Genomic DNA, 16,173 nt, shown 5'->3' on the forward strand with positions numbered 1-16,173 from the left:
GCCGCCGCGCTGGCCGCCGGCGCCGTCGCGCTGACGGCCCCCGCGGCCGCCTCCGCGGCGCACGTCACGTCGCTGCAGCCCTGGGCCGCGACGAACGCCTACCTCGCGAAGGCCGACATCGACGGCCGGCAGCAGCCGAAGAGCGAGCCACGCGCGAAGACCGACCACGTCAAGGCGGGCGACTGGGTCCGGATCTCCTGCCAGACCACGGGCGAGACCTTCAACGGCTCGAACGTCTGGGACAAGGTCGGCGACTACTACGTCCCCGACCAGCTGCTGAAGACCTACTCCGACAGCGTCCTCGCGGGCGTGCCGCGGTGCGACCCGGGCGGCCCGGAGCCGACGCAGACGCCCCAGCTCTCCGCGGGGTACCTCGCGGCGCAGTCCGCGGGCTTCGGCGCCACCCCCGACGGCGCCGCGCGGGTGATGCGCGCGACCGCCGCGCGCAGCGGCACCGCGGGCGTCCTGATGGTGCGCTTCTTCATCCCCAACGCGCTCGCCGGCGGCCGGCTCCTGAAGGGCGACGGCCGCGGCTGGAGCTCCGACCCCTCGCAGTCCCTCGCGTCCCGGGCCTCGCTCTACTGGGACACCCGGACGGGCAGGACGTCGCTGACGATCGACCCCACCCACGTCGCCGACTACCTGCCGAAGTCGTTCTGGGGCGTCGAGCCCCACGACCTGCCCGGCCCGCTGCCGGTCGTCCTGTGGCCGCACAAGTACTCGCTGCCGGATCGGATCCGCGGCGGCGCGTCGAACACCGCGCTGCCGATCCAGCTCAAGGGCCGCGCCAGCTCGGTCCGGTCGACCGACCTGCACGCCCGCGGGACGAACCAGGCGTGGATCGCCGGGTCCGGCCGGACGTTGCAGTTCAAGGTCTCGATGCTCAACTCGGTGACGAACATCGTCGACATCGGGGCGTGGAGCGTCGACACCTCGTTCAAGGTCGCCCAGAAGCCCGACGGGAGCTTCAAGGTCTCCAGCAGCGGCAACGGCTATCCGGCGGTCGAGTCGTACTTCTACCCGGCGACGGGCTCGCCCTCGACGGTCTTCCTCCGGCGCGTGCACGAGTGGGCGTTCGACCGCGAGATCGGCGTGCCGACCCTGCCGAAGTTCAACACCGGCATGGTCGACCCGGGCGGCGGAATCGCGGCCCTCGACAAGGCGAGCAACCTGCGCTGCAAGAGCACCGCGGGCGGCGGCAGCCGCTGCACCCGCGACGGGATGGGCCTCAACCCGCTGCCCGAGCTGATCGCCCCGGACAGCTACACGACGACGTCCGCGGACCGCGCGGGCTGAGCGCCGGACCGCGGCTGCGGGCAACCAGGAGGAGGAGCGCGGGGCCCGGCGATCGCCGGGGCCCCGGGGCCGTCCCGGGGCCGACCTCAGCCGCGCTTGCGGGCGACGACCATGAGGTTGTAGAAGATGCCCGCCGGCAGCCGGCCCTCGAGCAGCCGGCGGTCGACCTTCTGGAAGAACAGGTAGCCCCTGAAGGCGTACATCTTCCAGCCCCACGGGACGTCCTCGTCGCGGGCGGAGGCCTCGAGCCCGCGGTTGAACCAGCCGAACCAGTTGGCGGCCAGCTCCTCGCCGCGGACGTCGGCCCGCTCGAAGCCCGCGGCGTCGATCGGGGCGCGCAGCTCGGCGGGGACGAACGCGTGGACGTCGACCTGGGACTCGAGCGCATGGTTCTCCGCGCCGCCGTCGTCGTGGCCGTGCTCGGCCGGCCGGGCCTTGATCACGCGGCGCCAGAGCGGCGCGACGCGGTGCGCGGCGCGCTTGGGGACCACCGCGATCCGGTCGCCGTTGCGGGACGGCTCGCCGGCGAAGAGGATCACGCCGCCGGGCCGCAGCACGCGGTGGAACTCGGAGAAGGCGCGGGCGAGGTCCGGGATATGGTGCAGGACCGCGTGGCCGAGGACGAGGTCGAACGACTCGTCCTCGAAGGGCAGCTGCTCGGCGTCGGCGACGAGCGCCTCGACCTGCAGGCCCTGCTCGGCGGCGTTCTTCTCGAGCACGGCGATCATGCCGGGCGAGATGTCGGTCGCCACGGCGCTCCGGACGATGCCGGCCTTCAGCATGTGCAGCGTGAAGTAGCCCGTCCCGGCGCCGATCTCCAGCGAGCGGCCGAACGTCGGCAGCGGCCGGCCGAGCAGCTTCTCGAGCTTCTGGCGCACCTGGTCGGCGCCGACGTCGCCCCAGTCGATCCCCCACTTCGCGTCGTACTGCGCCGCCGCACCGTCGTGGTACCGCGTGTTGACGTCGCGGATCTGCTCGGCGACCTCCGGCTCCGCAGCGGCACTACCAGTGGTAGGAAAGGGACTCATGGGCCGCCGCAGTCTACGGACCCGTCCCGTAGATTTGCGGGCCGATGACGCAGACGCCGCCCCTGTACGTCCAGCGGGACCAGCCCGAGGGCGTGCCCCCGCTGTCGCTCACGGGCGAGCGCACGCTGCCCGACGTGCCGGAGGAGAACTACTGGTACCGGCGTCATCTCGTCGTCTACGAGTGGATCGCGGCGCGGGTCGCCGCCCGCACCGCGGCGGGGCCGGACGGCGGCGGCCCGCAGAAGGTCGTCGACCTGGCGTGCGGCGAGGGCTACGGCACGGCGGTGCTCGCCCGCGAGGCCGCGGAGGCCGTCGGCGTCGACGCGAACCCCGAGGCGTTCGAGCACGCCCGCCGGCGCTACACGGACGCCCGCACGCGCTTCGTCCGCACCCTGGTCGAGACCTTCGACGAGCCGTGCGACGTGCTCGTCTTCCTGCAGACGATCGAGCACGTCCAGGACCCCGACGCGATCCTCGAGCGCTTCAAGTCCCTGATCGGCCCAGGCGGCGAGGCGTACGTCTCGACCCCGAACCTCCTGACGCTCGCGCCCCCCGGCGCCGAGAAGTCCGAGAACCCGTGGCACGTCAAGGAGTACCGCGCGGACGAGTACCGCGAGCTCCTGGAGCGGCACTTCGGCCACGTCGAGATCCTCGGCCTCTACCACGCGCGCAAGCTCCGGGTCCACGCCTTCGCGATCGAGCACCTCGGCTGGGATCGCGTCCACAAGGGCCTGCGGATCACGAAGCCGTTCTACGACCGCTTCACGCCGGCGATCGCCGCGTCGGACTTCGTGCTGCGCTCCGAGGCCGACGGCGCGAACCTCGACCGCGCGCTGGACTTCGTGGCCGTGCTGCGGCCGTGACCGCCGCGGGCCCGCGCCACGGCGGGGCCGGGGCCGGCGGCACGACGGCGGGCGGGCCGGGCGCCCTGGCGATCGTCCTCCACACGCACCTGCCGTACGTCGAGGGCTTCGACACGTGGCCATTCGGCGAGGAGTGGCTCTGGGAGGCCGCCGCCACCTGCTACCTGCCGCTGCTGGAGCTCCTGGACCGCCGCGCCGACGCCGCGGCGCTGACGCTGTCCGTCACCCCGGTGCTCGCCGACCAGCTGCTCGCGCCCGGCGTGGGCGACCGCTTCCGGTCCTTCCTCGACGAGACCCGGGAGGACGTCTACGCGCGCGAGATCGGCGGCTTCCTCGACGGCGGGCACGCGGACGAGGCGGCGGCGCTCCAGGCGCTGCGGGAGGTCTACCGGGACGCGCGGCACGCCGACGGGGGCCCGGAGCCGGCGGACGGGATCGCCGCGGGCCTCCTCCGCCACGCCGCGTGGACGTCCTCGGCGACCCACGCGGTGCTGCCGCTGCTGGCGACGCCGCAGGGCCTGGACGCCCAGCTCGGGGTCGGGATCGACAGCCACCGCCGGCGCACGGGCCGCTGGGCCGGCGGGCTGTGGCTGCCGGAGTGCGCGTACGACCCGGCGCTCGACGGCGCCCTGGCCGCCCACGGGGTGCGCACCGCCTGCGTCGACCTGACCGACCGGCTCGGCGCCGGCGACCCGGCCCACCTGCGCCCGTACGCGACCACCGGCGGGACGACGCTGCTGCCGCTGGACCGCACGCTGATGGACCTCGTCTGGTCCGACGGCGCGATGCCCGCGCACGCCGCCTACCGCGACACGCACCGCCGCACGACGTTCCACCTGATGCCGTGGAGCAACGACGGCCGCGCGTGGGACCCCGGGCGCGCCCGGCGGCGGGCCCGGGCCGACGCGGCGACCTTCGTCGCGGCCGCGACGGCGCGCGTGGCCGGCGGCGGCTTGGCGACCGTCGCACTGGACACCGAGTTCCTCGGCCACTGGTGGCTCGAGGGGATCTGGTGGCTGGAGGCCGTGCTCGACGAGGCCGCCGTCCAGGGCCTGGCGGTCGTCCACGCCGACGACGCGGCCGCCCGGGCGCGGGCCGCGGGCGTCGTGCCGCTGCCCGCCGCGGCCCGCGCCACGAGCACCTGGGGCACGCCGCGCGACCTCTGGACGTGGTCGGGTCCGCAGGTCGCGGACCTCGCCTGGAGGGCCCGGCGGGCGGAGCTGGACGTCGTCGCCGCGGGCCCCGGCGCCACGGACCGCGCGTGGCGCGAGCTGCTCGCCCTGCAGTCGTCGGACTGGGCGTTCCTGCGCACCCGCGGGACGGCCGGTGACTACCCGGACCGGCGCGCCGCCGGGCACGCGCAGCGGCTGCGGGAGGAGCTCGCCGCGCCGGGGTCGCTCGAGCCCGCGCTGCGCGGGCTCGCGCCGGACGCCGGGGAGCAGCACGGCGCGACGCGTCCTCAGGCCTCCGCCGCCGAGCGGTAGCGCGCCGCCGCCCGCTCGCGCTCGGCGGCGTGCTCGACGATCGGAGCCGGGTAGTCCTGGCCGATGACGCAGGCTGCCGCGCGCTGCTCGTCGCGGTCCATCTTCCACGGCTCGGCGATCCGCTCGTCGGGGACGTGGGCGAGCTCCGGCACCCAGCGCCGGACGTAGCGGCCCTGCGGGTCGAAGCGCACGAGCTGGCGGGTCGGGTTGAACATCCGCTGGAAGTACGGCTTGGGGTCCACGCCGATCGACGTGACCCACTGCCAGTTGCCGTCGTTCTGGGTCGGCTCGCCGTCCTGCAGCAGGGCGGAGAAGTGGCGCTCGCCGGCGGTCCAGTCGACGTGCAGGTCCTTCGTCAGGAACGACCCGACCACCAGGCGCGCGCGGTTGTGCATCCAGCCGGTGGCGGCGAGCTGCCGCATCCCGGCGTCGACGAGCGGGTAGCCCGTGCGCCCCGCCTTCCAGGCCTCCAGCGCCTCGTCGTCGCGCTCCCAGGTCAGCTCGCGGAAGCGCGGCTGGTGGGCCCGGCGCCGATCCTCGGGGTGGAAGAGGTAGACGTGGGCGTAGAAGTCCCGCCACGCGAGTTGGCGGACGAACGCGGCGGGCCCGGCGCCCGACAGCTTGCGGGCCCGGGCCTCGAGCCAGCGGGGCGAGATCGTCCCCCATCGCAGGTGCGGGGAGAGCCCGCTCGTGCCGCCCGCCGCGCGCGACGAGCCGTGCTTGCCGGCGAGGACGTCGTGCAGGTCGTCGTAGTCCTGGATCGGCCCGTCCAGCCACGAGCGCGCGGCGCGGAGCCCCGCCTCCTCCCCCGGCTCCGCGAACGGCTCGGGGACGTCGGGCCGGCCGTCGGCGCCCAGCAGGTCGGGCGCGGGGAGCCCCTCGCCCGCGACCTGCGGGACGGACACGGCGGACGGCGCGTCCAGCACGCGGCGGCGGTCCAGGTGCTCCCAGGCCCGGCTGAACGGGCTGAAGACCGTGTACGGCTTGCCGCCGCCCGTCCGCGGCTCCGACGGGTCGGCGACGTACTGGCCGGGCGACGGGACCGCGCGGACCCCGGCGTCCTCCAGCGCCGTGGTCACCCGCTGGTCGCGCCGGCGCCCGAACGGGCTCGCGTCGCTCGTCCAGCGCACCGCCGTCGCGCCGGTCTCCTCCGCCAGCGCGACCAGGACGTCGGCCGGGTCGCCGTGGCGGACGACGAGCCGGCCGCCGCGCTCCCGCAGGGCCGCGTCGAGCTCGCGCAGGCAGGCGGCGAGGAAGTGCGCGCGCGGCCCGCTGGCCGCCGCGCCACCGGTGATCGCGGGATCGACGACGAACAACGGCACGACGCGGTCGGCGTCGATCACGGCCCCGTGCAGGGCGGGGTGGTCGCGGACGCGGAGGTCCCGCCGGAACCAGACGATCTCGGTGGAGGCCATGTGGGGTCTACGTACCCGCCGACGGGCCCGGACGCGCCCCGAGGGGTGGGATCCGACGACGGAGCGGCGTAGAGTGGACGGGCATGGACGACGCCGATCCCGACCTGCCGCTGTTCCCCCTCGGCCTCGTCGCGCTCCCGGGCGAGCAGGTGCCGCTGCACCTCTTCGAGGAGCGCTACAAGGAGCTCGGGGCCCGCTGCATCGACGAGGACCGCGAGTTCGGGATCGTGCTCGTGGACGAGGACGGCCCGCGCGCGGTCGGCTGCGCGATGCGCGTCACGCAGGTCCTGCAGCGCTTCGACGACGGCCGGCTCGACGTCGTCACCCGCGGGACGCGCCCGTTCCGCGTGATCGAGGAGCACCACGTCCACTCCTACGCTTCGGCGCAGGTCGAGTTCCTCGCCGACGAGCCGGAGGCCCTGGACCACGACGCCGCCGCGGCCGTCCGCCAGGCCTACGCCTCCCTGGCTAACCAGGCCACCGAGCACGAGGTCTCCCCCGCCGAGCTCGTCGCCGCCAGCTCCTACGACCTCGCCGCGTCCGTCGAGTTCGCGCCCGACGCCAAGCAGCAGCTGCTCGAGGCCCGGTCGGAGAACGCCCGCCTGCGCCAGCTGCTCTCGCTGCTGCGCGCAGCGCTCAAGCGCCTGGAGTTCGCGGACCTCGCCGAGGTGCGGGGCGCGAGCAACGGCGTCGTGCGCTTCGGCTGAGGTGGCGTCCGGGGTCACGGGCGTGCTCGTCCGTCCGGCCCGGCCGGACGAAGAGGACGCGGTCCTCGCGCTCATCGGCGCGGACGAGATCACCCGGGCCCGGGTCCCGGGGCCGTGGCCCACGGACCGGCAGCGCGCGGGCTTCCGCCGCATCCTCGACGCCGACGACCACCAGCTGCTCGTGGCCGTCCGCGACGGCACCGTGGTCGGCGTCGTCCAGGTCTCGTTCCTCCCGGAGTTCGCCCGCGACGGCGACCGCGCGCAGCTGGAGACGATGCACGTCGCGGAGAGCGAGCAGCGCCGCGGGACGGGCCGGGCCCTGGTCGAGCACGCGGTCGAGCTGGCACGCGACCGCGGCTGCGGCCTCGTCCAGCTGACGAGCGGGACCTTCCGGCCCGACGCGCACCGCTTCTACGCCGCGTTGGGCTTCGACGGGTCCCACGTGGGGTTCAAGCGGGCCCTCTGACGGCGTCCTCCCGCCGCGGGGCCCCGCGCGGCGGCCCGGCACGGGTCCCGAGCAGCGACCCGCCGACCACCAGCACGATGCCGAGCACCACCCCGGTGGTCACGGACTCGTCGAGGAACGCGGCGCCGTAGCCGACCGCGAAGACGGGCGCGAGGTACGTGACCAGGATGGTCCGCGACGGCCCGACCTCGGCGACCAGGGTGAAGAAGACGAGGAAGTCGACCCCGGTGCCGAGCACGCCGAGCACCAGCAGCGCGACCGCGGCGCCCGCCGACGGCGTCCCCGGTCCCCCGGAGGGCGAGCAGGAGGAGCGTCTGACGCCGGTTCACCGCCCGAGGATCGCAGGTGCGGGGCCCGGCACCCGGCCGCGGACGCGGCCGCGGCCGCGCCGGACCGCGGGTTCGACCCCCGGCCCGTCAGCGGCGCCCCGCCGCCCGGCGGATCACCGCCGCGCAGAGTCCCGGGTCGTCGGTGAACGGCACGTGGCCGCAGCCCGGGAGCGTCACGTGCCGGGCCTGCGGCAGCGTCGAACGGGCCCGGGCGGACTGCGTCCGGTAGGGCAGCAGGAGGTCGCGCGAGCCCCACGAGACCGTCAGCGGGACGTCGCCCGGCAGCTCGTCGCCGCCGGCGAAGTCGTAGTCGTCGAAGCCCCGGAGCGCCACGTGGAACGCCGGGGCGGCCCAGGCGTCGCGCAGCGTCGCGGCGGCCTCGTCGGCCGGCACCTGCCACGGGCGGCCGTAGAGGCTGGCGGCCAGCGCCGTCCGTCCCGCCGCGGTGCGGATCAGCCGGGTGACCGCCGGGCGCGAGACCGCCGGCAGGCCCGCCAGCAGCGCCAGCGTGGCCTGGGCGTAACGCCGCTCGCCGGGTGACCAGAACCCCGCCGGGGAGATCGCGTGCGCGCTGCGGACGACGCCGCGCCGGGCGAGCTCCAGGGCGATCGCGCCGCCCATCGAGTTGCCCGCCACGTGCGGACGGTCGAGGCCGCGGTCCGCGAACCACGCCGCGAACGCGTCCGCGTAGGAGGGGATGGTGGCCGGCACGCCCTCGGGCAGCGCCGGCGACCCGGCGAACCCGGGCGAGTCGCACGCCAGGACGTCGAACTCGCGCGCGAGCTCGGGGATCACCGGCGACCAGGCCTGCCAGTGGTGGCCGATCCCGTGGATCAGGACCAGCGGCTCGCCGCCGCCCTCGCGATGGTGATGGATCACCGGCGCCGCGACGGCGGAGGGCGTGCTCGTGCGGGGGCTCATCGGCCCGCCACCGCGACGGCGTCGCTCCGTTCGACGAGCTCGCCCGAGCTCCCGAGCAGCCGGTACTCGTCCAGGTCGACCTCGCGCGTGTCGCGCCGGTACTCGACCATCTGCCCCGGCCAGTTGTTGACGATCCGGCCGTCGGGCCCTTGGCGGTACCAGGAGTCGCAGCCGGACCAGACCGAGCGGCGCAGGCGGTCCTGGACCGCGCCGGTCGACGCGCGCTGCACGTCCTCGCGCAGCGCGAGCGCGGCGGCGCCGGACGTGCGGAGCTTGCGCAGCGCGTCGAGCACGTAGCCGACCTGGGCCTCGATCATCACGACGATCGAGCCGAAGCCGAGGTTCGTGTTCGGGCCGTAGAGCAGGAACAGGCTCGGGAAGCCCGCGACGGTGATCCCGAGGTGCGCCTCCGCCCCGCCCGACCACGCGTCGGCCAGCCGGCGCGTCGTGCCGCCGACGTCGGTCGCAGTGACCTCGATCGGGGCGACGAACTCGTGGGTCTTGAAGCCGGTGCCCCAGATCAGGACGTCGACGGACCGCTCGGTCTCGGTGCCGTCCGGCGCGCGGACGACGACGCCCGTCGGCGTCACGCGCTCGATCGGGTCGACGACGACCTCGACGTCGGGGCGCACGAGTGCGGGCAGGAACGACGAGCTGAACAGCACGCGCTTGCAGCCGATCGCGTAATCCGGGAGCAGCTTCCGCCGCAGTTCCGGGTCCCGGACCTGGCGCTTCATGTGCCAGGTCGACCACGCGCGCAGGCCGAGCCGCATCGCGGGGACCTTCGTCTGCGCCGCGATGCCGGACTCCATGAACGTCCACATGCTCGCGCGGCGCAGCGCCTGCAGCCCCGGCACGGTCTCGATCAGCTTCCGCGCCCACGGCGCGTACGGCCGGTTGCGGCGCGGCAGCATCCAGTTGGCGGTGCGCTGGTAGACGTCGAGGTGCGCGGCCTGCTCGGCGACCGGCGGCACGAACTGCGCGGCGCTGGCGCCGGTGCCGACGACGGCCACGCGGCGGCCCTCCAGCGGGACGTCGTGGTCCCAGCGGGCGGAGTGGAAGCTGTCGCCGGCGAAGCTCTCGCGGCCTGGGATCGCCGGGTAGGACGGCTTCGAGAGCTGGCCGCAGGCGACGACGAGCGTCGCGCAGGTCAGCACGTCGCCGCCCTCCAGCTCGACGGTCCAGCGCGCGGTCTCCTCGTCGAACGCAGCCGACGCCACGGAGACGCCGGTGCGCACGCGCTCGCCGAGCCGGTGGTGCCGGGCGACGTCGTGGAGGTAGGAGCGGATGTCGGCCTGCCGCGGGCACGGCCGGTCCCAGTCCTTCCGCTGGTCGGTCGACAGCGAGTAGAGGTACGACGGCACGTCGCACGCCGCACCGGGGTAGACGTTGTCGCGCCAGACGCCCCCGAGCTCGGAGGCCTGCTCGAGCAGCAGCCAGTCGTCCTGGCCCGCCTGGCGCAGGCCGACGGCCATGGCGATCCCGCTGTAGCCGCCGCCGACGACGATCGTCCCGACGTCGACGTCGGGCCGGGTGCGGCCGGTCGTGTGGGGCAACGACTCCTTCAGCGCGGTCACGAGGCCGCCCCGACCGCCGCGCCGACGCGGCCGCGGATCAGGTCGGCGGCGCGCTCGGCGATCATCATCGTCGGCGCGTTCGTGTTGCCGCCGGTGATCACGGGCATGATCGACGCGTCGGCGACGCGCAGTCCCTGGAGGCCGTGGACGCGCAGCTCGGAGTCCACGACGGCGCCCTCGGCGTCGTCGCTCATCCGGCAGGTGCCGACGGGGTGGTAGATCAGCATCAGGCGCTTGCGGATGTCGTCCTCGAGGTCCTCGTCGGAGACGAGCTCCTTGCCCGGCTTCAGCTCCTTGACGATCTTGGACTTGAGCGGCTCCTGCGCGGCGATCTCGCGCGCCAGCCGCATGCCGGCCACGAGCGACTGCAGGTCGTCGGGGTGCTCCAGCGAGTTGGTCAGGATCCGCGGCTTGGCCTCGGGATCGCTCGACGACAGCCACACGCGGCCGCGGGACTTCGGCGCCACCAGCGTCGGCGCGATCACGATCGCGTGCCCGTCGTAGGTCTCCTCGCCGTGCTCCTCGTAGTACGCGGCGCCCATGTGGAACTGGATGTCCGCGGCGGGCAGGCCCGCGCGGGTGCGGACGAACGCGTTGACCTCGGCGACCGTCGACGTGAGCTTGCCGCTGCGGCGCAGCGCCCACTCGAGCAGGTGCTTGGGCTTGTCGGCCTGGTAGAGCGTGTCCTCGTCGGAGACCTCGAACAGCGCGCCGAGGAACGGGTGGTCCTGCAGGTTGCGCCCGACGCCCGGCAGCTCGTGGCGCGGCGTGATGCCGACCTCGCGGAGCTCGTCCGCGGCGCCGATGCCCGACAGCAGGAGGATCTGCGGGGAGCCGATCGCGCCGGCGGAGAGGATCACCTCGCGCCCCGCGCTCGCCAGCGACTCCTGCCCCTTCCGGCGGTACCGGACGCCGGTGACGCGGTCGCCGTCGAGCTCGAGCCCGAGGGCCAGCGCGTTCGTGATCACCTCGAGGTTCGGCCGCTTCATCGCCGGCCGCAGGTAGGCGTCGGCCGAGCTCCAGCGACGGCCGTTCTTCTGGAAGACCTGGAACGGCGCGACGCCGTCCTGCTCCGGGCCGTTGTAGTCCGTCGCGCGCGGGATCCCGGCGGCCACCGACGCGTCGACGAGGTCCTTGCAGATCGGCCGCGGCGAGCGCTGGTCGGCGACCTCGACCGGGCCGCCGACGCCGTGGAACTCCGAGGCGCCGCGGGCGTTGTTCTCGGCCCGCTTGAAGTACGGCAGGACGTCGTCCCAGCCCCAGCCCGGCGCGCCCTGGTCCGCCCACAGGTCGAAGTCCAGCGGCCGGCCACGGACGTAGAGCATCGCGTTCATCGAGCTCGACCCGCCGAGCGACTTGCCGCGCGGCACGTACATCTGCTTGCCGTCGACGAACGGCTCGGGCTCCGTCGCGTAGTCCCAGTCCATCTTCGTGTGGAACTGGTTGGGGAACGCCGCCGGGATCTTGACGTTGACGCTCCCGTCCTTGCCGCCGGCCTCCAGCAGCAGGACCCGGACCTCCGGGTCCTCGCTCAGGCGGTTGGCGAGGACGCAGCCGGCGGAGCCGGCTCCCACGATCACGTAGTCGGCGTTGGGCATGGCCCAGTCTCTTCGGCGTAGACCCCGTCGACGCTGTTGTCTGGCCACAGTCCGTCGAGCCGCGGTTGGGCTCCGGGCAGCGCCTGCGTCGGTGGGAGCTCAGGCGACCGCCACCGCTCCCCCGCGCCGCGGGTCCGCCGCCCCGCGCAGCTCCCCCGTCACCGGGTCGCGGCAGACGAGCTGCACGCCGCCGAAGAAGAGGTTCTGCTCCCGGAACTCCACCGCCGTGCGGCCACCGGTCCAGTCGCCGACGGCGCCCGTGAGCCCCGGCTCGGCGTAGACGACGCCCTCCTCGACGTGGATCCGCGGCGCGTCCACGGCTCCCACCGGGCCGAGTCCGCGGTCGACGAGTCCGACGACCGTCTGCAGGAGCGCGGAGCGGATCCGGGCCGAGCCCGCCGAGCCCAGGATCGCCTCGAGACCGCCGGCGCCGCCGTCGGGCCCCGGCGCCAGGACGGCGGTCGGCGCCATCATCGACGGCATCCGGCGACCCGGGGCGAACGGCGGCAGGTCCCGCGCCGAGGAGCCCGCGCCGCCGCGCAGCCGCGGGTTGAGGTCCTCCTCCCCCATGATGTTGTTCAGGTGGATCCCGGTGCCCGGGACGATCACGCCCGAGCCCTCGCCGTTGGTCGTCGTGATCGCGCAGCTCAGGCCGTCGGCGTCGACGACCGAGAGGTGCGTCGTCGACCCCAGCCGCAGGCGCAGCAGCTCGTCGGCGAAGCCCTCGCGGACCAGCCCCTCCTCGAACGCGTCGGTGCGCTCCGCGTCGGCGTCGGCCATCGCGGCGACGAGCTCGGCGGGCGGAGGGCCGCCCGGGACCGACCGCTCGCCCCCGCTCCCCCGGGGATCGGCCGTGCCGCCGCGGTCCAGGCGCCCGAGCGCGAGCGCCAGGAGCACGCCGCCGGCGGACGGCGGCGGCACCGTCAGGATCGTGCGGTCGCGGTACGGCAGCCGGATCGGCGCCCGCTCGACGGCCCGGTAGCCGGCGAGGTCCGCGCGCGTCAGGACGCCGCCGTGCCGCGCCGCCCAGTCGACGCACGCGGCCGCGAGGTCGCCGTCGCGCAGGGGCGCGACCCCCTCGGCCCCGAGCCGCTCGATCGTGTCGCCCAGGGCGGGGTCGCGCAGGACGTCGCCCTCCGCCAGGAGCCGGCCGCCCGGCGCCCAGAGCGCGCAGGCCTCCGGCGTCGACGCGAGGATGCCGCACAGCAGGTCCGCGACGAACGCCTGCTGCCGGTTCAGCACGACGCCGTCACGGGCCATCGCCGCGGCCGGGGCCGCGAGGTCGGCGAGCGGCAGGCGTCCCCAGCGCTCGTGCAGGCGGACGAGCCCGTCCATCAGACCGAACGCGGCGACCGACGCGCCGCCGACGTGGAAGACCTGGTGCGCGTCGCCGAAGTCGACGTCGACGGGGAGCAGCGCGTCGAGCGGGTCGCGGGCGACCCGCGCCTCCTCGGCCGCGCCGGAGGGATGCAGCCCGGGGACCTGGCAGAACGCGTCTATCGCCACCGGTGGACCGTCGACGGGGACGGCGAGCAGGTGCCCGCCGGCGGCCGGGCCCGTCAGGAGCGGCTCGCAGACCCACGACGCGAACGTCCCGGCGACCGCCGCGTCTGCGGCGCTGCCGCCGGCCCGCAGGACGGCGGCGCCGACCTCGGCGGTGCGTGGGTGACCGGCGGCGACGGTGCCGCGGGACGGAGCCATCGGCGGATGGTCGCAGGGCCCGCGGATCACGGCGGGGCCGCACGGCCGTCGTGCCGGTCGGCGACCGGCCGCCCGTCCCCGTCCGGCCACGGCGACTCGCCGCGTCGCAGAACGCCCGTCGGCGGGGCCACCGGCGTCGCCACCCCGGAACGACGACCGGCCGCCTCTCGGCGGCCGGTCGGGCTCCACTGCTACCGGCCGGGTGCTCAGCCCGGCCGGGTCCTGCGGGTGCTGCTCAGCGGTGACGCGGGGCGAACTCGGGCACGCCCCAGCCGCCGCCACCGCCACCGGGCGTGGACGGCTGCGCGGCCTCCTGGCGACGCGCCGGGCGCGGCGCGATCCCGCCGCGCGACGCGCGGACGGGCTCGCGGGAGCCGCGGACGGGCTCCTGCTCGCGCTCGGGGCGCGAGGTGCTGCGGCGGACCGTGGTCGGCTCGACGTCGGCCGGCTGCAGGTGCGGCTGGTGGTCGTAGCCGGTCGCGACGACCGTGACCCAGACCTCGTCGCCCATCTTCTCGTCGACCTGCGCGCCGAAGATGATGTTCGCGTCGGGGTGCGCCGCGGCGCCGATCGCCTCGGCGGCCTCGTTGATCTCCCAGAGGGAGAGGTCGCCGCCGCCGACGACGGAGAGCAGGATCGCCTTGGCGCCGTCCATCGACGTCTCGAGCAGCGGGGAGCTGACGGCGCGCTCGGCGGCCTGGACCGCGCGGGACTCGCCGGTGCCGTGGCCGATGCCCAGCAGGGCCGCGCCGCGGTCCTGCATGATCGTGCGGACGTCCGCGAAGTCGAGGTTGATCAGGCCCGGGACCGTGACCAGCTCGGAGATGCCCTGCACGCCCTGGCGCAGGACGTCGTCGGCGACGCGGAAGGCGTCGACCATCGACGTGTTGCGCTCGAGCACCGACAGCAGGCGGTTGTTCGGGACGACGATGAGGGTGTCGACCTCCTCCGACAGCTCGCGGATGCCGATCTCGGCGGACTCCGCGCGGCGCTTGCCCTCGAAGGCGAACGGCTTGGTGACGATGCCGACGGTCAGCGCGCCGAGCTCGCGGGCGATGCGCGCCACGATCGGGGCGGCGCCGGTGCCGGTGCCGCCGCCCTCGCCGGCGGCGATGAAGACCATGTCCGCGCCGCGGAGCGTCGTCTTGATCTCGTCGTACTCCTCCATCGCGGCGGTGCGGCCGACGCCCGGGTTCGCGCCGGCGCCGAGGCCGCGCGTGGAGGACTGGCCGATGTGGATCGTCGCGTCCGCGGCGGAGTCCAGGAGGGACTGCGCGTCGGTGTTGATCGCGATGAACTCGACGCCCGTGATGCCGGCCTCGACCATGCGGTTGACGGCGTTGGTGCCGCCGCCGCCGACGCCGACGACGCGGATGACCGGGCCGTACGCGTTGTGCTGCGGCTGCTTGCGCTCGCCCCAGGCCTCGACGGTCGCGGCGGTCTGGGCGACGTGGTCGACGTAGCCCCCGGGACCGGCCTGGGCCAGCTCCTCACGGGTCGGCTCGACGTCCGACAGGCCGAGGATCTGGGCCGGATCGGCGTCGAGGCCGACGCGCGCCGGGTAGCGCGAGTCGTGCGCCGCCTGGGACGCCGCCGAGCCCGCGGGCACGTCGTCCGTCCGGCGGAAGAGGTCGGCCAGCGGGCCCTCGCGGAGGCTGGAGCGGTTCGGGTTCTGCGGGGTCATGAGCGGAGCACCTCTTGAGCAAGGTCGCGGTAGGCCTGGGCGGCCGTACTGTCAGGGTCGTAGCGGAGCACCGACATCCCCTTGACGGGGGCCTCGGCGAAACGGATGGTCTTCCGCACGCGGGTCACGAACATCTCGGCGCCGAAGTGCTCCTCGAGCATCTCCAGCGCCTCCTTGGCGTGCACGGTGCGGGTGTCCAGGAGGGTCGGGAGGATCCCCTGGATCTGCAGGCCCGGGTTGAGCTGCTCCCGGACCATGTCCACGGTCTGGCGCAGCTGGGCCAGCCCGCGCAGCGAGAGGTACTCGGCCTGGACGGGCACGATCACCTTGGACGCGGCGCAGAGGGCGTTGATCGTCAGCAGCCCGAGCGAGGGCGGCGTGTCGATGCAGACGTAGTCGTAGTCGTCGCGGACGGCGCGCAGGGCGCGCTCGAGGGCCCGCTCGCGGCCGATCATCGGCGCCATCGCGACCTCGGCCGACGCCAGGTCGATCGAGGCGGCCGCGACGTCGATCTCGCAGCGGTGCGTGACCTCGGCGATCGGGTGGCCCTGGACGAGGACGTGGTACATCGACGGGACCACCTGGTCCGGGTCGAGGCCCTGCGACATCGTCAGGTTGCCCTGCGGGTCCAGGTCGATCGCCAGGACGCGGTGACCCTGCTCCTTGAGCGCCACGGCCAGGTTCAGCGTCGTCGTGGTCTTCGCGACGCCGCCCTTCTGGTTGGCCATCACGATCACGGTCGGCCCCGCGGTGGGGGCCGGCGCGGCCGGGGGATCGGCCTGCACGACCGCGTGGCGGGGCGCGGCGGGTGCGCGGTCCAGCGCCGACCCGAAGGCGGCGCGCGAGACATGAGGTGGGAGCGAATCGGAGGACACGGTGCGGGGCCGGGCGTCGTGGACGTCCTGCGATCACCAGGTTCGCCGGGCCGCCCGGGGTTCCTTCCCGGTCCGTGCAATCCGTCGCGGGGCCCGGCCTCACTCCGCCGGAGCGACCACCACCGGCCCGAGCCTCGGTGAGGAACGACGCCAGCGGCGTGGCGGTCAGCGCGCTCATCAGGAGCCCGCCTTCGTGTCGTCCGTCGGGGCGTCGGCCTTGGGCTTCGGC

At 75.1% G+C, this 16,173-nt stretch carries 12 protein-coding genes and 2 pseudogenes; 5 read left to right on the top strand and 9 right to left on the bottom strand.

Annotation, left to right across the window (positions count from 1 at the left end; all coding sequences use genetic code 11):
* Positions 1-1,296: pseudogene (locus AB0L40_RS20400) on the top strand (hypothetical protein); the annotation flags it as partial.
* 86 nt (positions 1,297-1,382) lie between these two features.
* Here AB0L40_RS20400 and AB0L40_RS20405 read toward each other — a convergent pair.
* Positions 1,383-2,324 (bottom strand): class I SAM-dependent methyltransferase, encoded by a 942-nt coding sequence (locus AB0L40_RS20405; protein ID WP_364358822.1) that lies wholly within the window; start codon positions 2,322-2,324, stop codon positions 1,383-1,385.
* 44 nt (positions 2,325-2,368) lie between these two features.
* On the opposite strand from AB0L40_RS20405, the gene AB0L40_RS20410 reads away from it, so the two are divergent.
* Together AB0L40_RS20410 and AB0L40_RS20415 are read left to right on the top strand one after the other, a co-directional pair.
* Positions 2,369-3,187, top strand: coding sequence for a class I SAM-dependent methyltransferase (locus AB0L40_RS20410; protein ID WP_364358824.1), 819 nt, complete (start codon positions 2,369-2,371; stop codon positions 3,185-3,187).
* Entirely contained in the window at positions 3,184-4,671 is a 1,488-nt protein-coding gene (locus AB0L40_RS20415; RefSeq protein WP_364358827.1) for a 1,4-alpha-glucan branching protein domain-containing protein, read from the top strand. The genes AB0L40_RS20410 and AB0L40_RS20415 overlap by 4 nt, the downstream gene beginning before the upstream one ends.
* On the opposite strand, the gene AB0L40_RS20420 is transcribed toward AB0L40_RS20415, so the two are convergent.
* The gene (locus AB0L40_RS20420; RefSeq protein ID WP_364358830.1) at positions 4,647-6,086 is read right to left on the bottom strand and encodes a deoxyribodipyrimidine photo-lyase; all 1,440 of its coding nucleotides are present in this window, start codon (positions 6,084-6,086) and stop codon (positions 4,647-4,649) included. The two genes, AB0L40_RS20415 and AB0L40_RS20420, sit on opposite strands and share 25 nt — an antisense overlap.
* A gap of 83 nt (positions 6,087-6,169) precedes the next feature.
* Between AB0L40_RS20420 and AB0L40_RS20425 the strand changes: the two genes are divergently transcribed.
* Positions 6,170-6,793, top strand: coding sequence for an LON peptidase substrate-binding domain-containing protein (locus AB0L40_RS20425; RefSeq protein ID WP_364358833.1), 624 nt, complete (start codon positions 6,170-6,172; stop codon positions 6,791-6,793).
* A gap of 22 nt (positions 6,794-6,815) precedes the next feature.
* Positions 6,816-7,259, top strand: a complete 444-nt coding sequence (locus AB0L40_RS20430) for a GNAT family N-acetyltransferase (protein ID WP_364358836.1) — start codon at positions 6,816-6,818, stop codon at positions 7,257-7,259.
* Here the strand turns inward: AB0L40_RS20430 and AB0L40_RS20435 are convergent.
* From AB0L40_RS20435 to AB0L40_RS20465, 7 genes and pseudogenes are all read right to left on the bottom strand, one after another.
* Positions 7,243-7,527: pseudogene (locus AB0L40_RS20435) on the bottom strand (EamA family transporter); the annotation flags it as partial. The gene AB0L40_RS20430 and the pseudogene AB0L40_RS20435 overlap by 17 nt on opposite strands.
* Before the next feature lie 148 nt (positions 7,528-7,675).
* Positions 7,676-8,509, bottom strand: coding sequence for an alpha/beta hydrolase (locus AB0L40_RS20440; protein ID WP_364358839.1), 834 nt, complete (start codon positions 8,507-8,509; stop codon positions 7,676-7,678).
* Positions 8,506-10,086, bottom strand: a complete 1,581-nt coding sequence (locus AB0L40_RS20445) for an NAD(P)/FAD-dependent oxidoreductase (protein WP_364358842.1) — start codon at positions 10,084-10,086, stop codon at positions 8,506-8,508. The genes AB0L40_RS20440 and AB0L40_RS20445 overlap by 4 nt, the downstream gene beginning before the upstream one ends.
* On the bottom strand, positions 10,083-11,684 hold the full coding sequence (locus AB0L40_RS20450; protein ID WP_364358845.1) for a GMC family oxidoreductase N-terminal domain-containing protein: 1,602 nt from the start codon (positions 11,682-11,684) through the stop codon (positions 10,083-10,085). The genes AB0L40_RS20445 and AB0L40_RS20450 overlap by 4 nt, the downstream gene beginning before the upstream one ends.
* Before the next feature lie 99 nt (positions 11,685-11,783).
* Positions 11,784-13,385 carry a gamma-glutamyltransferase gene (locus AB0L40_RS20455; protein ID WP_364358848.1) on the bottom strand — a complete coding sequence of 534 codons (1,602 nt, stop codon included), beginning with the start codon at positions 13,383-13,385 and terminating at the stop codon, positions 11,784-11,786.
* 235 nt (positions 13,386-13,620) lie between these two features.
* A complete protein-coding gene (ftsZ, locus tag AB0L40_RS20460; RefSeq protein WP_364358851.1) occupies positions 13,621-15,069 on the bottom strand; it encodes a cell division protein FtsZ in 1,449 nt (482 codons plus the stop codon).
* Positions 15,066-15,797: an AAA family ATPase gene (locus AB0L40_RS20465; RefSeq protein ID WP_364358854.1), complete on the bottom strand. Its 732-nt coding sequence runs from the start codon at positions 15,795-15,797 to the stop codon at positions 15,066-15,068. The genes ftsZ and AB0L40_RS20465 overlap by 4 nt, the downstream gene beginning before the upstream one ends.
* Positions 15,798-16,173 lie beyond the last annotated feature (376 nt).

Origin of the sequence: Patulibacter sp. NPDC049589 (genome assembly GCF_040675535.1) — a bacterium.
GTDB lineage: Bacteria > Actinomycetota > Thermoleophilia > Solirubrobacterales > Solirubrobacteraceae > Patulibacter.